This window comes from Kitasatospora sp. NPDC004745, assembly GCF_042873275.1.
In the GTDB taxonomy this organism is placed as follows: Bacteria; Actinomycetota; Actinomycetes; order Streptomycetales; family Streptomycetaceae; genus Kitasatospora.
The window spans coordinates 37,334-52,219 of record NZ_JBIALK010000012.1 but is presented as its reverse complement, the minus strand read 5'-3'; the positions used below and the strand labels follow the sequence as shown (position 1 = coordinate 52,219).

Genomic DNA, 14,886 nt, shown 5'->3' with positions numbered 1-14,886 from the left:
TCACCCATGCGTAGGTCCCGTACCGTCGCCCTGACCGCGGCGGCCGCCGCCGCGGTCCTGGTGGTCACCGGTTGCTCCAGCTCCTCCAAGAGCGGCGACTCCTCCTCCTCGTCCTCCTCCTCCGGTGGCGGCGGAGCCAACGCGGCCACCAAGAACATCGTCAACGCCTCGGACAAGAAGGGCGGGACGGTCACCTTCGAGATGAAGGGCACCCCGGACTCGCTCGACCCGGGCAACACGTACTACGCGTACATCTACAACTTCTCGCGCCTGTACGCCCGTCCGCTCACCACCTTCAACCCGGCCGCCGGCGAGGAGGGCAACAAGCTCGTCCCGGACCTCGCCGAGTCGCTCGGCGCGCCCAGCGCGGACGGCCTGAGCTGGACGTACAAGATCCGCAAGGGTCTGAAGTACGACGACGGCACCCCGATCACCTCGAAGGACGTCAAGTACGCCGTCGAGCGCTCCAACTTCGCGCCGGACGTGAACTCCAACGGCCCGACGTACTTCCACGACCTGCTGGTCGACAACGACACGCCGTACGCCGGCCCGTACAAGGACAAGACCGGCGACCTGAAGTCGATCGAGACGCCGGACGACACCACCATCGTCTTCCACCTGAAGCACCCGTTCGCGGACTTCGACTACCTGGTGAGCGCCCCGCAGACCGCTCCGGTCCCGCAGGCCAAGGACACCGGTGCCGACTACGTCAAGCACATCGTGTCCTCGGGCTCCTTCAAGTTCGAGTCCTACGAGGACGGCAAGCAGGCCGTCCTGGTCCCGAACACCAACTGGGACAAGAGCACGGACCCGATCCGGAAGCAGCTGCCGGACAAGATCCAGCTCAAGATGAACATCGACCAGGCCACCATCGACAAGGACCTGCTGGCCGGCAACGCCCAGGTCGACCTGGTGGGCGGCGGCGTCGACCCGCAGACCCAGGCGCAGATCCTGCAGAACCCGAAGCTGAAGGCCAGCACCGACAACGCCTACGGCGGCCGTCTGGTCTACCTGGCGATCAACTCCAAGGTCGCGCCGTTCGACAACGTCGACTGCCGCAAGGCCGTCCAGTTCGCGATCGACAAGGTCTCGGTCCAGACCGCCGAGGGCGGCCCGATCCGCGGCCAGATCGCCAACACGGTGCTCCCGCCGGACATCCCGGGCCACCAGGACTTCAACCTGTACGAGACCAAGGACAACAAGGGTGACGAGGCCAAGGCCAAGGACGCCCTGAAGGCCTGCGGCAAGGACGGCATCAACACCGTCATCTCGGCCCGCACCGAGCGCGCCACCGAGGTCGCCGCCGCCACCTCGATCCAGGCCGCGCTGAAGAAGGTCGGCATCAACGCCGAGATCCAGCAGTACCCGCAGGGCAAGTACCTCACCGACAGCGCCGGTGCCCCGCAGTTCACCCAGGACCACAACATCGGTCTGATGATGATGCAGTGGGGTGCGGACTGGCCGACCGGCTACGGCTTCCTGCAGCAGGTCGTCGACGGCCGCGCGATCAAGCCGTCCGGCAACAGCAACCTGTCCCAGCTGGACGACCCGGCCGTCAACAAGATGATCGACGACGCCGCGATCAACCCGGACAAGAACGCCCGCGAGAAGATCTACGGCGACATCGACAAGAAGGTCATGGAGCAGGCGGTCATCGTCCCGCTGACCTACTTCAAGGTCTTCCTGTACCGCCCGGACAACGCCACCAACATCGCCTCCACCCCGGCGTTCTCGGGTGAGTACGACTACCTGAACATCGGCACCACCAAGTAAGAGCCTGGCTCCGCATCCCTGAAGGCAGGTGAAGGCAGCGGCGCCCGCCGCCGTCCGGAGGATCCCGGACGGCGGCGGGCCGCCGGAGCCGCCCAACTGTGTTTGCCTACATCATCCGCAGGATCCTCGCGGCGGTGATTCTGCTGCTGGTCGTCAGCGCCGTCACCTTCGCGATCTTCTTCCTGCTCCCGCGCATCGCCGGCGAGACGGCCGACCAACTGGCCGCCCAGTACATCGGGAAGAACCCCTCCCCGGAGGCGATCGCGGCGGTCAAGCAGAACCTCGGCCTCGACCAGCCGCTGTACACCCAGTACTGGAACTTCCTCAAGGGCCTCGTCAGCGGCGCCGAGTACAAGTTCGGGCCGGAACCGGCCACCTGCCACGTCCCCTGCTTCGGCTACTCCTTCAAGAACCACCTGGAGGTCTGGCCCGAGCTGTCCAAGCGGATCCCGGTCACCATCTCGCTCGCCACCGGCGCGGCCGTGCTGTGGCTGGTCTCCGGCGTCGCCACCGGTGTCGTCTCCGCCCTCAAGCCGCGGTCGATCTTCGACCGGCTCTCCATGGGCGTCGCCCTCGCGGGCGTCTCGCTGCCGGTCTTCTTCACCGGCGCGCTGCTGCTCACGCTGTTCAGCTACGAGTGGCCGATCCTGGACAACCTGCAGTACGTCGACTTCACCGACAACCCGCTGATGTGGGCCCGCAACCTGATCCTCCCCTGGATCTCGCTGGCCTTCCTCTACTCCGCGCTCTACGCCCGGCTCACCCGCGCCGGAATGCTGGAGACCATGAGCGAGGACTACATCCGCACCGCCCGGGCCAAGGGTCTGGCCGAGCGCAAGGTCGTCACCCGGCACGGGCTGCGCGCCGCGCTCACCCCGATCGTCACCATCTTCGGCATGGACCTCGGGCTGCTGCTCGGCGGCGCGCTGATCACCGAGCAGGTCTTCTCGCTCCAGGGCGTCGGCCAGTTCGCCGTCCAGGCGATCTCCGACAACGACCTGCCCAAGATCCTCGGCGTCACCCTGCTGGCCGCCTTCTTCATCGTCGCCTGCAACCTCGTGGTCGACCTCCTGTACGCCCTCGTCGACCCCCGGGTGAGGCTCTCGTGACCGAGCTCCAGAAGACCACGGCAGCCGCCGCCCCGCAGTCGGCACCGACCGGCGACCCGTTCCTGTCCGTGCGCGACCTGCGGATCCACTTCGACACCGACGACGGCCTGGTCCGCTCGGTCGACGGGGTCAGCTTCGACCTGCACAAGGGGCGCACCCTCGGCATCGTCGGCGAGTCCGGCTCCGGCAAGTCCGTCACCTCGCTCGGCATCATGGGCCTGCACCGCTCCAAGCGGGCCCGGATCAGCGGCGAGATCCTGCTCAACGGCGAGGACCTGATCGCCGCCGGCCCGGACCGGGTGCGCCAACTGCGCGGCCGCGAACTGGCGATGATCTTCCAGGACCCGCTGACCGCGATGCACCCCTACTACACGGTGGGGCAGCAGATCGTCGAGGCCTACCGGGTGCACCACCCCGAGGCCAGCAAGAGGCAGGCCCGGGCCCGCGCGATCGAGATGCTCGACCGGGTCGGCATCCCGCAGCCCGACCGCCGGGTCGACGACTACCCGCACCAGTTCTCCGGCGGCATGCGCCAGCGCGCGATGATCGCCATGGCCCTGGTCAACGACCCCTCGCTGCTGATCGCCGACGAGCCCACCACCGCCCTGGACGTCACCGTCCAGGCGCAGATCCTGGACCTCATCCGCGACCTCCAGGAGGAGTTCGGCTCCGCCGTCATCATCATCACCCACGACCTCGGGGTCGTCGCCGAACTGGCCGACGACATCCTGGTCATGTACGGCGGCAAGTGCGTCGAGCGCGGACCGGCGGAAACCCTCTTCGACGCGCCCGAACACCCCTACACCTGGGGCCTGCTGGGCTCGATGCCGCGCCTGGACCGGGAGCTGCAGGACCGGCTCGTCCCGGTCAAGGGCACCCCGCCCAGCCTGATCAACGTGCCGACGGGCTGCGCCTTCCACCCGCGCTGCCCGTACGCCGCCCTGACCGACGGGCGCTCCGGCAGCGAGCTCCCGGTGCTGGCCGAGGCCGCGCCCGGGCACTACGCGGCCTGCCACCTGCCGGCCGCCGAGCGGCACCGCATCTTCGCCGAAGAGATCGCGCCCCGGCTGTGAGCCCGGCCTCGTACCACCTTTCTGGAGAGAACCGATGACGGACACCCAGACGGCGCCGATCCCGTCGCCGGCCCCCGCCCCCGACCGCGAGCCGCTGCTCCGGGTGACCGGCCTGACCCGGCACTTCCCGATCCGCAGCGGGCTGATGCGGCGCCAGACCGGTGCGGTCCGGGCCGTCGACGGCATCGACTTCACCGTCAACGCCGGCGAGACGCTCGGCGTCGTCGGCGAGTCCGGCTGCGGCAAGTCGACCATGGGCCGACTGGTCACCCGGCTCGACGAACCGACCGGTGGGAAGATCGAGTTCGAGGGCACCGACATCACCCACCTGAGCGTCGGGGCGATGCGGCCGCTGCGCCGCGACATCCAGATGATCTTCCAGGACCCGTACTCCTCGCTGAACCCGCGGCACACGGTCGGCACCATCGTCGGCGCCCCGTTCAAGCTGCAGAACGCGGTGCCCGCGGGCGGGCTCAAGAAGGCCGTCCAGGAGCTGCTGGAGCTGTGCGGCCTCAGCCCCGAGCACTACAACCGCTACCCGCACGAGTTCTCCGGCGGCCAGCGCCAGCGCATCGGCATCGCCCGGGCGCTCGCCCTCAAGCCGAAGATGATCGTCGCGGACGAGCCGGTCTCCGCCCTCGACGTCTCCATCCAGGCCCAGGTGGTCAACCTGCTGGACGACCTCCAGCAGGAGCTCGGCCTGACCTACCTGATCATCGCGCACGACCTCTCGGTGGTCCGGCACGTCTCCGACCGGGTCGCCGTGATGTACCTCGGCAAGGTCGTGGAGATCGCCGACCGGGACTCGCTCTACCGCAGCCCGATGCACCCGTACACCAACGCGCTGATGTCCGCGGTGCCGGTCCCCGACCCGCGCCGCCGCCAGCGCGCCGGCCGCGAGCGGATCCTGCTCACGGGCGACGTCCCCTCCCCGATCAACCCGCCCAGCGGCTGCCGCTTCCGCACCCGCTGCTGGAAGGCGCAGGACGTCTGCGCCAGCCAGGAACCGCCGCTGACCGCGCTGAAGACCGGGCACCAGGTGGCGTGTCACTTCCCCGAGCAGGGCGAGGGGAACGACTAGCGGGGGTCCCGAGCAGGGCGAGGGGAACGACTAGCGGGGGTCCCGAGCAGGGCGAGGGGAACGAGTAGCGGGGTCCCGAGCAGGGCGAGGGGAACGGCCGGCCGGGGCCCGCCCCCCCCTGCCGGCCGTTCCCGCACCCGCCCGCGGAGGGGAGGGTTCCGCACAGGTCATAGTTGTTCCCGTGACCTCGCAGATCTTCCCCTCCGACGTGCAGCAGTCGCTCGACCTCGCCGGCATCTTCGTCTTCGCCCTCTCCGGAGGGCTGCTCGCCGTCCGCAAGAACATGGACATCTTCGGCATCTGTGTCCTGGCCGAGGTCACGGCCCTCGGCGGCGGCGTGATGCGCGACCTGGTGATCGGCGCGACGCCGGTCGCCGCCTTCAGCAACTTCGGCTACTTCGTCACGCCGCTGGTGGCCGCGTCCGTGGTGTTCTTCCTGCACCCCGAGGTCGAGCGGATCAACCGGGCCGTCCAGACCCTCGACGCCCTCGGCCTCGGCCTGTTCTGCGTCACCGGCACCGCCAAGGCCCACGACTACGGCCTCGGCGCCGTCGCGGCCGTCGCCCTCGGCATGGTCACCGCGGCCGGCGGCGGCGTCATCCGCGACGTGCTGGCCGGCGAGATCCCCTCGCTGCTGCGCTGGGACCGCGAGATCTACGCCGTCCCCGCCCTCGTCGGCGCCGCCCTCGTCGCGGTGCTGATCGGCGCCGACCGGCTCACCGGCCTCACCGGCACGGCCGCCGCGCTCACCGCCTTCGTGCTGCGGATGCTCGCCCTGAAGTACGGCTGGCGCGCCCCGCGGGCGTGGCACCGCAACGGTTCTCGCACCAGCGAGGAGTAGGCGAGCCGCCGTACGCGAGCGAGATCGCCTCCGCCGTGCAGAGCAGCTCCGGCACCATCCGGGCCAGCTCGGCCGGCGGCACCCGGCTGGCTGGGGCGCTCAGCGCGCAGGCCGCGACCGTCCGGCCGCCGCTGCCCGCCACCGGCGCGGCCACGCACGTCACCGGCTCCCGGTGCTCGGCCGACTCGGCCGCCCAGCCCCGCCGGCGGACCGCCGCCAGCTCGGCCGGCAGCTCCTCCTCGGGGGTGCCGTCCTCCGGCAGCCCGGCCAGCAGCACCCGGCCGATCGCCGTCCCGCCGGCCGGCGCCCGGCGCCCGATCCGGGACGTCCACCCGGCGCCGGGGGCCGCCCAGTCACCGGCCACCTCGTCCAGGTACAGCACCTCGCCGTCCTGCAGCACGGCCAGCTGGACGGTGACCCCGCAGCGCGCGTTGAGCGCGGCCAGGTACGGCGCGGCGACCTGCCGGACGTCGATCTCCTCCAGCGCCCGGTGCGCCAGCGAGAGCACCCGGCCGCCGACCCGGTAGCGCAGGTCCGGCAGGCGCTGGGCGAAGCCGTGCTCCTCCAGGGTGCGCAGCAGCCGCAGCGCCGTGGACTTGTGCACCCCGATGCTGGTCGCCGCCTGCTCCAGGGTGACCGGGCCGTCGCCGAGCGACCCGAGCAGCGTCAGGGCGCGATCGACCGACTGCGACATGGCGCCCCCGCTCCTGTCCGCGCCGATGGTTCCGCGCCGATGGTGAAGTGCCCCGCGACGCGTCCGTCGGACCGTCCGCGGGAGGTGTCCGTCAGGCTAACCGCTCGGGCACACAACGGGTCAAACGGGGACCGGACGCCACCGTCCGCTGGCCGCGGCCGCCCGGGCCGGCGCGGAGGTGGCCGGATCGGTGCGCACGCGGGTGGCCGATAGGTGCGCACACCGGGACGGGCCCGCGGGCGGGCCCACTACAATCGGGGGGTTATGCCATACCTGGACCATGCGGCGACCACGCCGATGCTGCCCGAGGCGTTCGCCGCGATGACGGCGCACCTGGGGGTGGTCGGCAACGCCTCGGCCCTGCACGCGGCCGGCCGCCGCGCCCGCCGGGTGGTCGAGGAGGCCCGCGAGTCGCTGGCCGACTCGCTCGGCGCCCGCCCGAGCGAGATCGTCCTCACCGGTGGCGGCACCGAGTCCGACAACCTGGCCGTCAAGGGCCTGTACTGGGCCCGCCGCGACGCCGACCCGGGCCGAACCCGGGTGCTGTGCAGCCCGGTCGAGCACCACGCGGTGCTGGACGCGGTGCACTGGCTCTCCGAGCACGAGGGCGCCGACGTCGAGTACCTGCCGGTCGACGCGTACGGCCGGGTGCACCCCGAGGTGCTGCGCGCCTCGATCGAGCGCGACCCGGCGTCCGTCGCCCTGGTCACCGTGATGTGGGCGAACAACGAGGTCGGCACCGTCCAGCCGGTGCGCGAACTCGCCGCCGTCGCAAGCGAGTACGGCATCCCGATGCACGCCGACGCGGTGCAGGCGCTCGGTCAGGTCCCGGTCTCCTTCGCCGAGTCGGGGCTCACCGCGCTCACCGTCACCGGGCACAAGATCGGCGGCCCGTTCGGCATCGGCGCGCTGCTGCTCTCCCGCGGCGCCTCGCCCGTCCCGCTGCTGCACGGCGGCGGCCAGGAACGCGACGTCCGCTCCGGCACCCTGGACGCGCCCGGCGCGGCCGGCTTCGCCGCGGCCGCGGTCTCGGTCGTGAAGCACCGCGAGGAGCACGCGGCGACGCTCGGCGCGCTGCGCGACGAACTCGTCGCCGAGGTGCTCGCCGCCGTGCCGGACGCCGTCCTCAACGGCGACCCGTCGGCCGGCGGCAGGCTGCCCGCCAACGCCCACTTCTCCTTCCCCGGCTGCGAGGGCGACGCGCTGCTGATGCTCCTCGACGCCCAGGGCATCGAGTGCTCCACCGGCTCCGCCTGCTCGGCCGGGGTGCCCCAGCCCAGCCACGTGCTGCTCGCCATGGGCGTCGACCCGCTGCTCGCCCGCGCCTCGCTGCGCTTCTCGCTCGGGCACACCTCGGTGCGGGAGGACGTGACGGCACTGGCGGAGGCCATCGGGCCGGTCGTCCAGCGGGCGCGCAACGCCGGGCTGGCGTCGGTGCGCAGGTAGGCGTTCCCGGGCGGGCGTTCCCGGCCGGGCATGTTCGGCGGCCCCGTACTCTTGTAGTCACCATGACTGACTTCCCGGGTGCCCCGACCACACCGTCCACCGGCCGCCTGCGCGTGCTCGCGGCGATGTCCGGCGGAGTCGACTCCGCCGTCGCCGCCGCCCGCGCCGTCGAAGCGGGTCACGAGGTGACCGGCGTCCACCTGGCGCTCTCCGCCAACCCGCAGTCCTTCCGGACGGGCGCCCGCGGCTGCTGCACCATCGAGGACTCCCGGGACGCCTGGCGGGCCGCCGACGTCATCGGCATCCCGTTCTACGTCTGGGACCTCGCGGAGCGCTTCCGCGAGGACGTCATCGACGACTTCGTCGCCGAGTACGCGGCCGGGCGGACCCCGAACCCGTGCCTGCGCTGCAACGAGAAGATCAAGTTCGCCGCGCTGCTGGACAAGGCCGTGGCCCTGGGCTTCGACGCCGTCTGCACCGGCCACTACGCCCGGATCGTCGACCTGCCGGACGGCTCCCGCGAGCTGCACCGGGCGGTCGACGGCGCCAAGGACCAGTCCTACGTCCTCGGCGTGCTGGACGCGGACCAGCTCGCCCACTCGCTCTTCCCGCTCGGTGACACCACCAAGGAGGAGATCCGGGCCGAGGCCGAGCGCCGGGGCCTCGCGGTGGCGAAGAAGCCCGACAGCCACGACATCTGCTTCATCGCCGACGGAGACACCCAGGGCTTCCTGGCCAAGCACCTCGGCACCGCCACCGGCGACATCCTGGACACCGACGGCACCAAGCTCGGCGAGCACGACGGCGCGTACGGCTTCACCATCGGCCAGCGCAAGGGCCTGCGGATCGGCCGCCCGGCCGCCGACGGCAAGCCGCGCTACGTCCTCGACATCTCCCCGGTGAACAACACCGTGACCGTCGGCCCGGTCGAGGGGCTCGACGTCACCGGCCTCACCGCCATCCGCCCCCGCTGGTGCGGCACCGAGCCGCTCGCGGACGGGCGTTACACCGCCCAGCTGCGCGCCCACGGCGAGGAGGTGCCGGTCTCGGCCTCGGTGGTCGACGGCGAACTCCGGGTCAGCCTCGACACCGCCGTGCGCGGCATCGCCCCCGGCCAGGCCGTGGTGCTCTACGACGGCACCCGCGTCGTCGGCTCCGCCACCATCGCCACCACCGAACGCCCGGCCGTCACCGCGTAGGCGGGCCTCCCGGGCGCGGGGGTTCCCCTCCGGGGCGGCACGGTCAGAGCGGCGGGTTGGCGTCGGCCGTGAACGGGGCGCCGTGGCCGGGGACGAACCGCATCGCCCGCGACATGGTGCTGCCCTCGCACCGGGACGGCGGGCAGGCCCAGTACCTGGCGGCCCCCGTCCCGGAGGACGGCGAGGACGAACGCCTGGCCGGGGTGCTGGCCTGGGCCCGGGAGCACCTCCACGAGCCGCTGCCGGTGGCGGAGTTGGCCCGGCGGGCGATGATGAGCAAGCGTTCCTTCGCCCGCCGATTCGCCGCGGCCACCGGCACCACCCCGCATGCCTGGCTGCGGGAGCTGCGGCTGGGCGCCGCCGAGGAACTCCTGGAGACGACGGGCCTGCCGGTCGAGGAGGTCGCCCGCCGGGTCGGCTACGGCAGCGCGGCCGTCCTGCGCGAGCAGTTCGTCCGCCGCCGCGGAGTCCCGCCCCGCACCTACCGCCGGGCGTTCACCCGCGTCGCGCACGAGGACTGACCTCCGGCCGCGGCCGCCAGCGCACCTCGCCCAGCGGCGGTGCACCGGCGGTCGCGCCGACCGGCAGGGCGGGTGGGCCGCCGTCGGCGGGTAATGCCGGTGAGCCCCGGCCGCGGGCCGTGATAGACCAGGGAGCACTATGAACATCACCGTCTTCTGCTCCGCGTACTCGCTCGACGACCGCTACTCGGCCCCCGCCGCCGAGTTCGCCCGGCTCCTGGGGGAGGGCGGGCACACCCTCGTCTGGGGAGGGTCGAACGCCGGGCTGATGGGGCTGCTCGCCGACGAGGTGAAGGCGGCCGGCGGCCGGCTGGTCGGCGTGATGGTCGAGATGCTGAAGCACAAGGGCTACGTCGGTGCGGACGAGCTGGTGATGACCGCCGACCTCGCCGCGCGGAAGGCGGAGCTGGCCGCGCGGGCGGACGCGATCGTCGTCCTGGTGGGCGGGCTGGGCACGCTGGACGAGGTCACCGAGGTGCTGGAGCTCAAGAAGCACGGCATGTTCGAGAAGCCGGTGGTCGTCCTGGACACCGAGGGCTTCTACACGGGCCTGCGGACCCAGCTGGAGCGGATGGACGCCGAGGGCTTCCTGCCCCGCCCGCTCGCCGAGCTGATCGGCTTCGCCGACACCCCGGCGCAGGTCTTCGAGCAGCTCAAGGCCTGAGAGGATCGGGCCATGGCTGCACATCTGATCACCGGCGCCGGCTCCGGCATCGGCGCCGTCCTGGCCGGGAAGCTCGCCGAGCGCGGGGACGACCTCTGGCTGCTGGCCCGTGACGCACGGCGGGCCGCCGAACTGCGGGAGCGCTTCCCCGGGGCGCGGACCCTGGTCGGCGACCTCGGCGACCCGGCGAAGCTGTCCTGGGCCTTCGGCCACCAGGCGCTGCCCGGCGAGCTGGACTCGCTGCTGCACGTGGCGGGCGTCGTCGAGCTGGGCACGGTGGGGGACCTGCCGGTGAAGGCCTGGCAGGAGACGCTGAACGTCAACCTGGTCGCCCCCGCCGAGCTGACCAGGCTGCTGCTGCCCTCGCTCCGGCTGGCCAAGGGCCACGTCGTCTTCGTCAACTCCGGCGCCGGCCTGAACGCCCACGCGGAGTGGTCGGCGTACGCGGCGAGCAAGCACGGCCTGAAGGCGCTGGCCGACGCGCTGCGCCAGGAGGAGCACGCGGGCGGTGTCCGGGTCACCTCCGTCTACCCGGGCCGCACCGCGACCGCGATGCAGGTGAAGGTGCACCAGCAGGAGGGCCGGGAGTACGACGCCGGCCGCTGGATCGAGCCGGAGTCCGTCGCCAGGGCGGTGCTGGCCGCCCTGGACGCCTCCCGGGACGCGGAGATCACCGACATCACCGTCCGCCCCGGGCGCTGACCGCGGGGCCGGCGCCGCGCACTAGGGCGTGTCTTTCGGATCACGTCGGATCAGCGGGCGTCGTTGGGGTGCGTGCATCGGCGGCGCCGAGGAGGGAGTCCATGCGGAGCATCGGCGACTGACGAGAAGCCGGCGAGGTGCGTGCCCCGGCGGCGACCGCCTGGCGTGATCCGAAAGACACGCCCTAGGCTCGGACGGGTGAGCACCCCACACCCCTTCCCCGACCTGCGCGGCGCCGCCACCGGCGTCGGTTCGCTGCCCGGCACCGACGCCCGGGAGGCCGCCAAGACCTCCACCGGGGCGCTGGAGCACCTGCCGTTCCTGCCCGAGCTGCCGGCGCGCGGCCCGGGCGCCGACATGATCGGCCGCGGCGCCGGCTTCCTGGTCGAGCTGTTCGCGCAGACCGAGCCCAGTGGCTGGCGGTTCACCGACCGCCCCGGCCGGGACACCCGGCGGGCCCACTCCTGGCTGGGCGAGGACCTGGACGCCCTGGAGGAGTTCACCCAGGGCTACCGGGGCGCGCTCAAGGTGCAGGCCGTCGGCCCGTGGACGCTGGCGGCGAGCATCGAGCTGAAGCACGGCGAGAAGGCGCTCTCCGACCACGGCGCCTGCCGGGACGTCGCCGGATCGCTGACCGAGGGCCTGCGCCGCCACCTGGCCGACGTCCGCAAGCGGATCCCGGGCGCTGAGGTCGTCCTCCAGCTCGACGAGCCGTCGCTGCCGGCCGTGCTGGCCGGTTCGGTGAGGACGGCCAGCGGGTTCCAGCGGCTGCGCTCGGTGGACCGGCAGGTCGCCGAGGAGGTGCTGCGCGAGGTGGTCCGCGCCCTGGACGCACCGGTCGTCGTGCACAGCTGCGCGCCCGACGTCCCGATCCCGCTGCTGCGCCGCGCCGGAGTGGCCGGGATCTCGCTGGACTTCTCCCTCCTCACCGAGCGCTCGGACGACGACCTGGGCGAGGCCGTGGAGGCGGGCACGACCTTCCTCGCCGGTGTCGTCCCCTCCACTGACCAGGGAGTGTCCGACCCGGCCGGTAGTGTCCAGGGTGTCAGGACCTTGTGGCGCAGGCTCGGGTTCGCCCCGGAGCTCCTGGGCCGCCGCGTGCTGGTGACGCCGACCTGCGGGCTGGCCGGGGCCTCCCCGGCGTACGCGCGCAGTGCGCTGTCGCAGAGCGTGCGGGCGGCGCAGAGCCTGGTGGACAACCCGGAATGAGATCGTAGGAGGGCTTGCGGTGGAGGCTGTCGAGGGCTGGGAGGACGTCGCGGCGGAGGTGCGCCGCCGGCACGCCGAGCTGGCGCAGGAGATCACCGACCACCGGGTCCGCTACTACGAGCAGGACGCCCCGGTCGTCAGCGACTCCGAGTTCGACGTCCTGATGCGCGAGCTGGAGGCGCTGGAGGCGGAGCACCCGGCCCTGGTCACCCCGGAGTCCCCGACGCAGCGGGTCGGCGGCGCGCCCACCGGGCTGTTCGCCGCGGTCGAGCACCGCGAGCGCCTCCTCAGCCTCGACAACGCGATGGACGACGAGGAGCTCGCGGCCTGGGCCGAGCGCGTCGCCACCGAGCTGCACGGCATCGACTACCACTACCTGTGCGAGCTCAAGGTGGACGGCCTGGCCGTCAACCTCACCTACGAGAACGGCCAGTTGGTGCAGGCGGCGACCCGCGGCGACGGCCGGGTGGGCGAGGACATCACCGCGAACGTCCGGACCATCAAGGAGATCCCGCAGCAGCTGAAGGGCGAGAACGTCCCCGAGCTGGTGGAGATCCGCGGCGAGGTCTACTTCCCGACCGAGGCCTTCGAGGCGCTGAACGCCTCCTTCGTGGCGGAGAACGAGCGCCGGCGCCTGGAGAACGAGGAGCGCGCCCGGGAGGGCAAGCGGCCCCGGGCCCTGATCCGGCTGTTCATGAACCCGCGCAACGCCGCCGCCGGCTCGCTGCGCCAGAAGGACCCGCTGGTCACCGCCTCCCGCCCGCTGCACATGGTGGTGCACGGCATCGGCGCCCGGGTCGGCTTCGACATCGACGACCAGTCGCACGCCTACCGGCTGCTGCACGACTGGGGCCTGCCCACCGCCCGGCACAACGAGGTGGTGGGGACGCTCGACGAGGTGCGGGCGTTCATCAAGCACTTCGGCGAGCAGCGGCACTCGGTCGAGCACGAGATCGACGGCGTGGTCGTCAAGGTGGACGAGATCGCCCTGCAGGGCCGGCTCGGCGCCACCTCCAAGTCCCCGCGCTGGGCGATCGCCTGGAAGTACCCGCCGGAGGAGGTCACCGGCAAGCTCGCCGAGATCAAGGTCGGCATCGGCCGGACGGGCCGGGCCACCCCGTACGCGGTGCTGGCCGAGCCGGTGAAGGTGGCCGGCTCGATGGTGCAGTACGCGACGCTGCACAACCAGGAGGTGGTGAAGGCCAAGGGCGTGCTGCTGGGCGACACGATCGTGCTGCGCAAGGCCGGTGACGTCATCCCGGAGATCCTCGGCCCGGTGGAGAGCCTGCGGGACGGCACCGAGCGGGAGTTCGTGATGCCCTCGCACTGCCACGAGTGCGGGGCCGAGCTGCGCCCGATGGCCGAGGGGGACATCGACCTGCGCTGCCCCAACGCCCAGTTCTGCCCGGCCCAGATCCGCGAGCGGATCGCCTTCCTGGGCGGGCGCTCCTCGCTGGACGTCGAGGGCCTCGGCTACGTCGCGGCCACCGCGCTGACCCAGCCGCTGGAGCCGGCCGAGGCGCCGGTGAAGGACGAGGGCGACATCTTCGGGCTGTCGATGGAGCAGCTGCTGCCGATCCAGGTGCTGGTGCGGGACCAGAAGACGGGCATGCCCAAGCTGGACGACCGCACCGGCGAGGAGAAGCGGGCCACCTTCTTCGCCAACCAGAAGGGCGAGCCCAAGAAGACGGCCGGGATCCTGCTGGAGAACCTGGAGCGGGTGAAGGACCGTCCGCTCTGGCGGTTCCTCAACGGCCTCTCGATCCGGCACGTGGGCCCGGTCGCGGCCCAGGAGCTGGCCCGCGAGTTCCGCGACCTGGACCGGATCTTCTCGGCCACCGAGGAGGAGCTGGCCGCGGTCGAGGGCGTCGGGCCGATCATCGCCCGTTCGGTGGTCGAGTGGTTCCAGGAGGACTGGCACCGGGAGATCCTGGAGAAGTGGCGTGCCGCCGGCGTCCGCTTCACCGAGGAGTTCGCGGACGAGGAGGAGGCGGAGCGCCCGCTGGAGGGGCTGACGGTGGTGGTCACCGGCACCCTGGCCGGGCACACCCGGGACGGCGCCAAGGAGGCGCTGACCTCGCGTGGTGCGAAGGTGACCGGCTCGGTGTCGAAGAAGACCGATTTTGTCGTCGCCGGTGACAACCCCGGGTCCAAGTTCGACAAGGCCGTTCAGCTCGGCCTGCCCGTCCTGGACGACGCGGGCTTCGCGGTGCTGCTCGCCGACGGCCCGGCCGCGGCCCGCGCCCACCTGGGCCTGCCCGAGGCCGGGGAGGCCCCCGCCGGGGCCGCGGAGGAGGCCGCCCCGAGCGCCGGGTGACCGAATCCGTCTTGTTATCGTCCTGATGCAACGTCACCGGGTGTCGCGCCGTGAAAGCGGGCATTGTGTCACTGTGCGACATCCAGGCGCGGTGGCGCGTTTCCGGTTGTCCGAAAGTCTGCCCACCGGGTGGGCCCCGGCATACCCTGGAGCGCAACAGAGTGTCAGCAGGGGTGGGGGCACCGGCTGAGCCGGTACTCCGCGGGGTCGCTCCATGCCCGGCAGCTGTCGGTACCGGCACGGTGCCTCACCGTAAG

Annotated in this window: 12 protein-coding genes and 1 pseudogene; 12 read left to right on the top strand and 1 reads right to left on the bottom strand. The window is 72.3% G+C overall.

Annotated elements, in window-relative coordinates:
- The first annotated feature begins 6 nt into the window (after positions 1-6).
- The 5 genes from ACFYUY_RS20455 to ACFYUY_RS20435 all read left to right on the top strand — a co-directional run bounded on the left by ACFYUY_RS20455 (position 7) and on the right by ACFYUY_RS20435 (position 5,877).
- Positions 7-1,773, top strand: a complete 1,767-nt coding sequence (locus ACFYUY_RS20455) for an ABC transporter substrate-binding protein (protein ID WP_360204767.1) — start codon at positions 7-9, stop codon at positions 1,771-1,773.
- Positions 1,774-1,871: 98 nt separating this feature from the next.
- On the top strand, positions 1,872-2,882 hold the full coding sequence (locus tag ACFYUY_RS20450) for an ABC transporter permease (RefSeq protein WP_360204770.1): 1,011 nt from the start codon (positions 1,872-1,874) through the stop codon (positions 2,880-2,882).
- A complete protein-coding gene (locus ACFYUY_RS20445; RefSeq protein WP_387902190.1) occupies positions 2,879-3,955 on the top strand; it encodes an ABC transporter ATP-binding protein in 1,077 nt (358 codons plus the stop codon). The genes ACFYUY_RS20450 and ACFYUY_RS20445 overlap by 4 nt, the downstream gene beginning before the upstream one ends.
- 34 nt (positions 3,956-3,989) lie before the next feature.
- On the top strand, positions 3,990-5,036 hold the full coding sequence (locus tag ACFYUY_RS20440) for a dipeptide ABC transporter ATP-binding protein (RefSeq protein WP_360204772.1): 1,047 nt from the start codon (positions 3,990-3,992) through the stop codon (positions 5,034-5,036).
- Positions 5,037-5,217: 181 nt separating this feature from the next.
- The gene (locus tag ACFYUY_RS20435; RefSeq protein ID WP_360204775.1) at positions 5,218-5,877 is read left to right on the top strand and encodes a trimeric intracellular cation channel family protein; all 660 of its coding nucleotides are present in this window, start codon (positions 5,218-5,220) and stop codon (positions 5,875-5,877) included.
- Here the strand turns inward: ACFYUY_RS20435 and ACFYUY_RS20430 are convergent.
- Positions 5,783-6,571 carry an IclR family transcriptional regulator gene (locus tag ACFYUY_RS20430; protein WP_360204777.1) on the bottom strand — a complete coding sequence of 263 codons (789 nt, stop codon included), beginning with the start codon at positions 6,569-6,571 and terminating at the stop codon, positions 5,783-5,785. The genes ACFYUY_RS20435 and ACFYUY_RS20430 overlap by 95 nt on opposite strands.
- Positions 6,572-6,835: 264 nt before the next feature.
- Between ACFYUY_RS20430 and ACFYUY_RS20425 the strand changes: the two genes are divergently transcribed.
- The 7 genes and pseudogenes from ACFYUY_RS20425 (at position 6,836) to ligA (ending at position 14,629) form a co-directional block, all read left to right on the top strand.
- Positions 6,836-8,017, top strand: coding sequence for a cysteine desulfurase family protein (locus tag ACFYUY_RS20425; RefSeq protein ID WP_387902186.1), 1,182 nt, complete (start codon positions 6,836-6,838; stop codon positions 8,015-8,017).
- 62 nt (positions 8,018-8,079) lie between these two features.
- On the top strand, positions 8,080-9,216 hold the full coding sequence (mnmA, locus tag ACFYUY_RS20420) for a tRNA 2-thiouridine(34) synthase MnmA (protein ID WP_360204783.1): 1,137 nt from the start codon (positions 8,080-8,082) through the stop codon (positions 9,214-9,216).
- Positions 9,217-9,311: 95 nt separating this feature from the next.
- Positions 9,312-9,737: pseudogene (locus tag ACFYUY_RS20415) on the top strand (GlxA family transcriptional regulator); the annotation flags it as partial.
- A 139-nt stretch (positions 9,738-9,876) separates the two neighbouring features.
- On the top strand, positions 9,877-10,401 hold the full coding sequence (locus ACFYUY_RS20410; protein ID WP_360204786.1) for a TIGR00730 family Rossman fold protein: 525 nt from the start codon (positions 9,877-9,879) through the stop codon (positions 10,399-10,401).
- Between the two features lie 12 nt (positions 10,402-10,413).
- Entirely contained in the window at positions 10,414-11,103 is a 690-nt protein-coding gene (locus ACFYUY_RS20405; RefSeq protein WP_360204788.1) for an SDR family oxidoreductase, read from the top strand.
- 198 nt (positions 11,104-11,301) lie between these two features.
- A complete protein-coding gene (locus ACFYUY_RS20400) occupies positions 11,302-12,312 on the top strand; it encodes a methionine synthase (RefSeq protein WP_387902182.1) in 1,011 nt (336 codons plus the stop codon).
- A 19-nt stretch (positions 12,313-12,331) separates the two neighbouring features.
- The gene (gene ligA / locus ACFYUY_RS20395) at positions 12,332-14,629 is read left to right on the top strand and encodes an NAD-dependent DNA ligase LigA (protein WP_387902180.1); all 2,298 of its coding nucleotides are present in this window, start codon (positions 12,332-12,334) and stop codon (positions 14,627-14,629) included.
- The last annotated feature ends 257 nt before the right edge of the window (positions 14,630-14,886 follow it).

Coding starts and splice junctions, on each gene's coding strand:
- mnmA (WP_360204783.1), top strand. CDS start 8,080: ATGACTGACTTCCCGGGTGCCCCGACCACACCGTCCACCGGCCGCCTG.
- ACFYUY_RS20410 (WP_360204786.1), top strand. CDS start 9,877: ATGAACATCACCGTCTTCTGCTCCGCGTACTCGCTCGACGACCGCTAC.
- ACFYUY_RS20425 (WP_387902186.1), top strand. CDS start 6,836: ATGCCATACCTGGACCATGCGGCGACCACGCCGATGCTGCCCGAGGCG.
- ACFYUY_RS20440 (WP_360204772.1), top strand. CDS start 3,990: ATGACGGACACCCAGACGGCGCCGATCCCGTCGCCGGCCCCCGCCCCC.
- ACFYUY_RS20430 (WP_360204777.1), bottom strand. CDS start 6,571: ATGTCGCAGTCGGTCGATCGCGCCCTGACGCTGCTCGGGTCGCTCGGC.
- ACFYUY_RS20405 (WP_360204788.1), top strand. CDS start 10,414: ATGGCTGCACATCTGATCACCGGCGCCGGCTCCGGCATCGGCGCCGTC.
- ACFYUY_RS20455 (WP_360204767.1), top strand. CDS start 7: ATGCGTAGGTCCCGTACCGTCGCCCTGACCGCGGCGGCCGCCGCCGCG.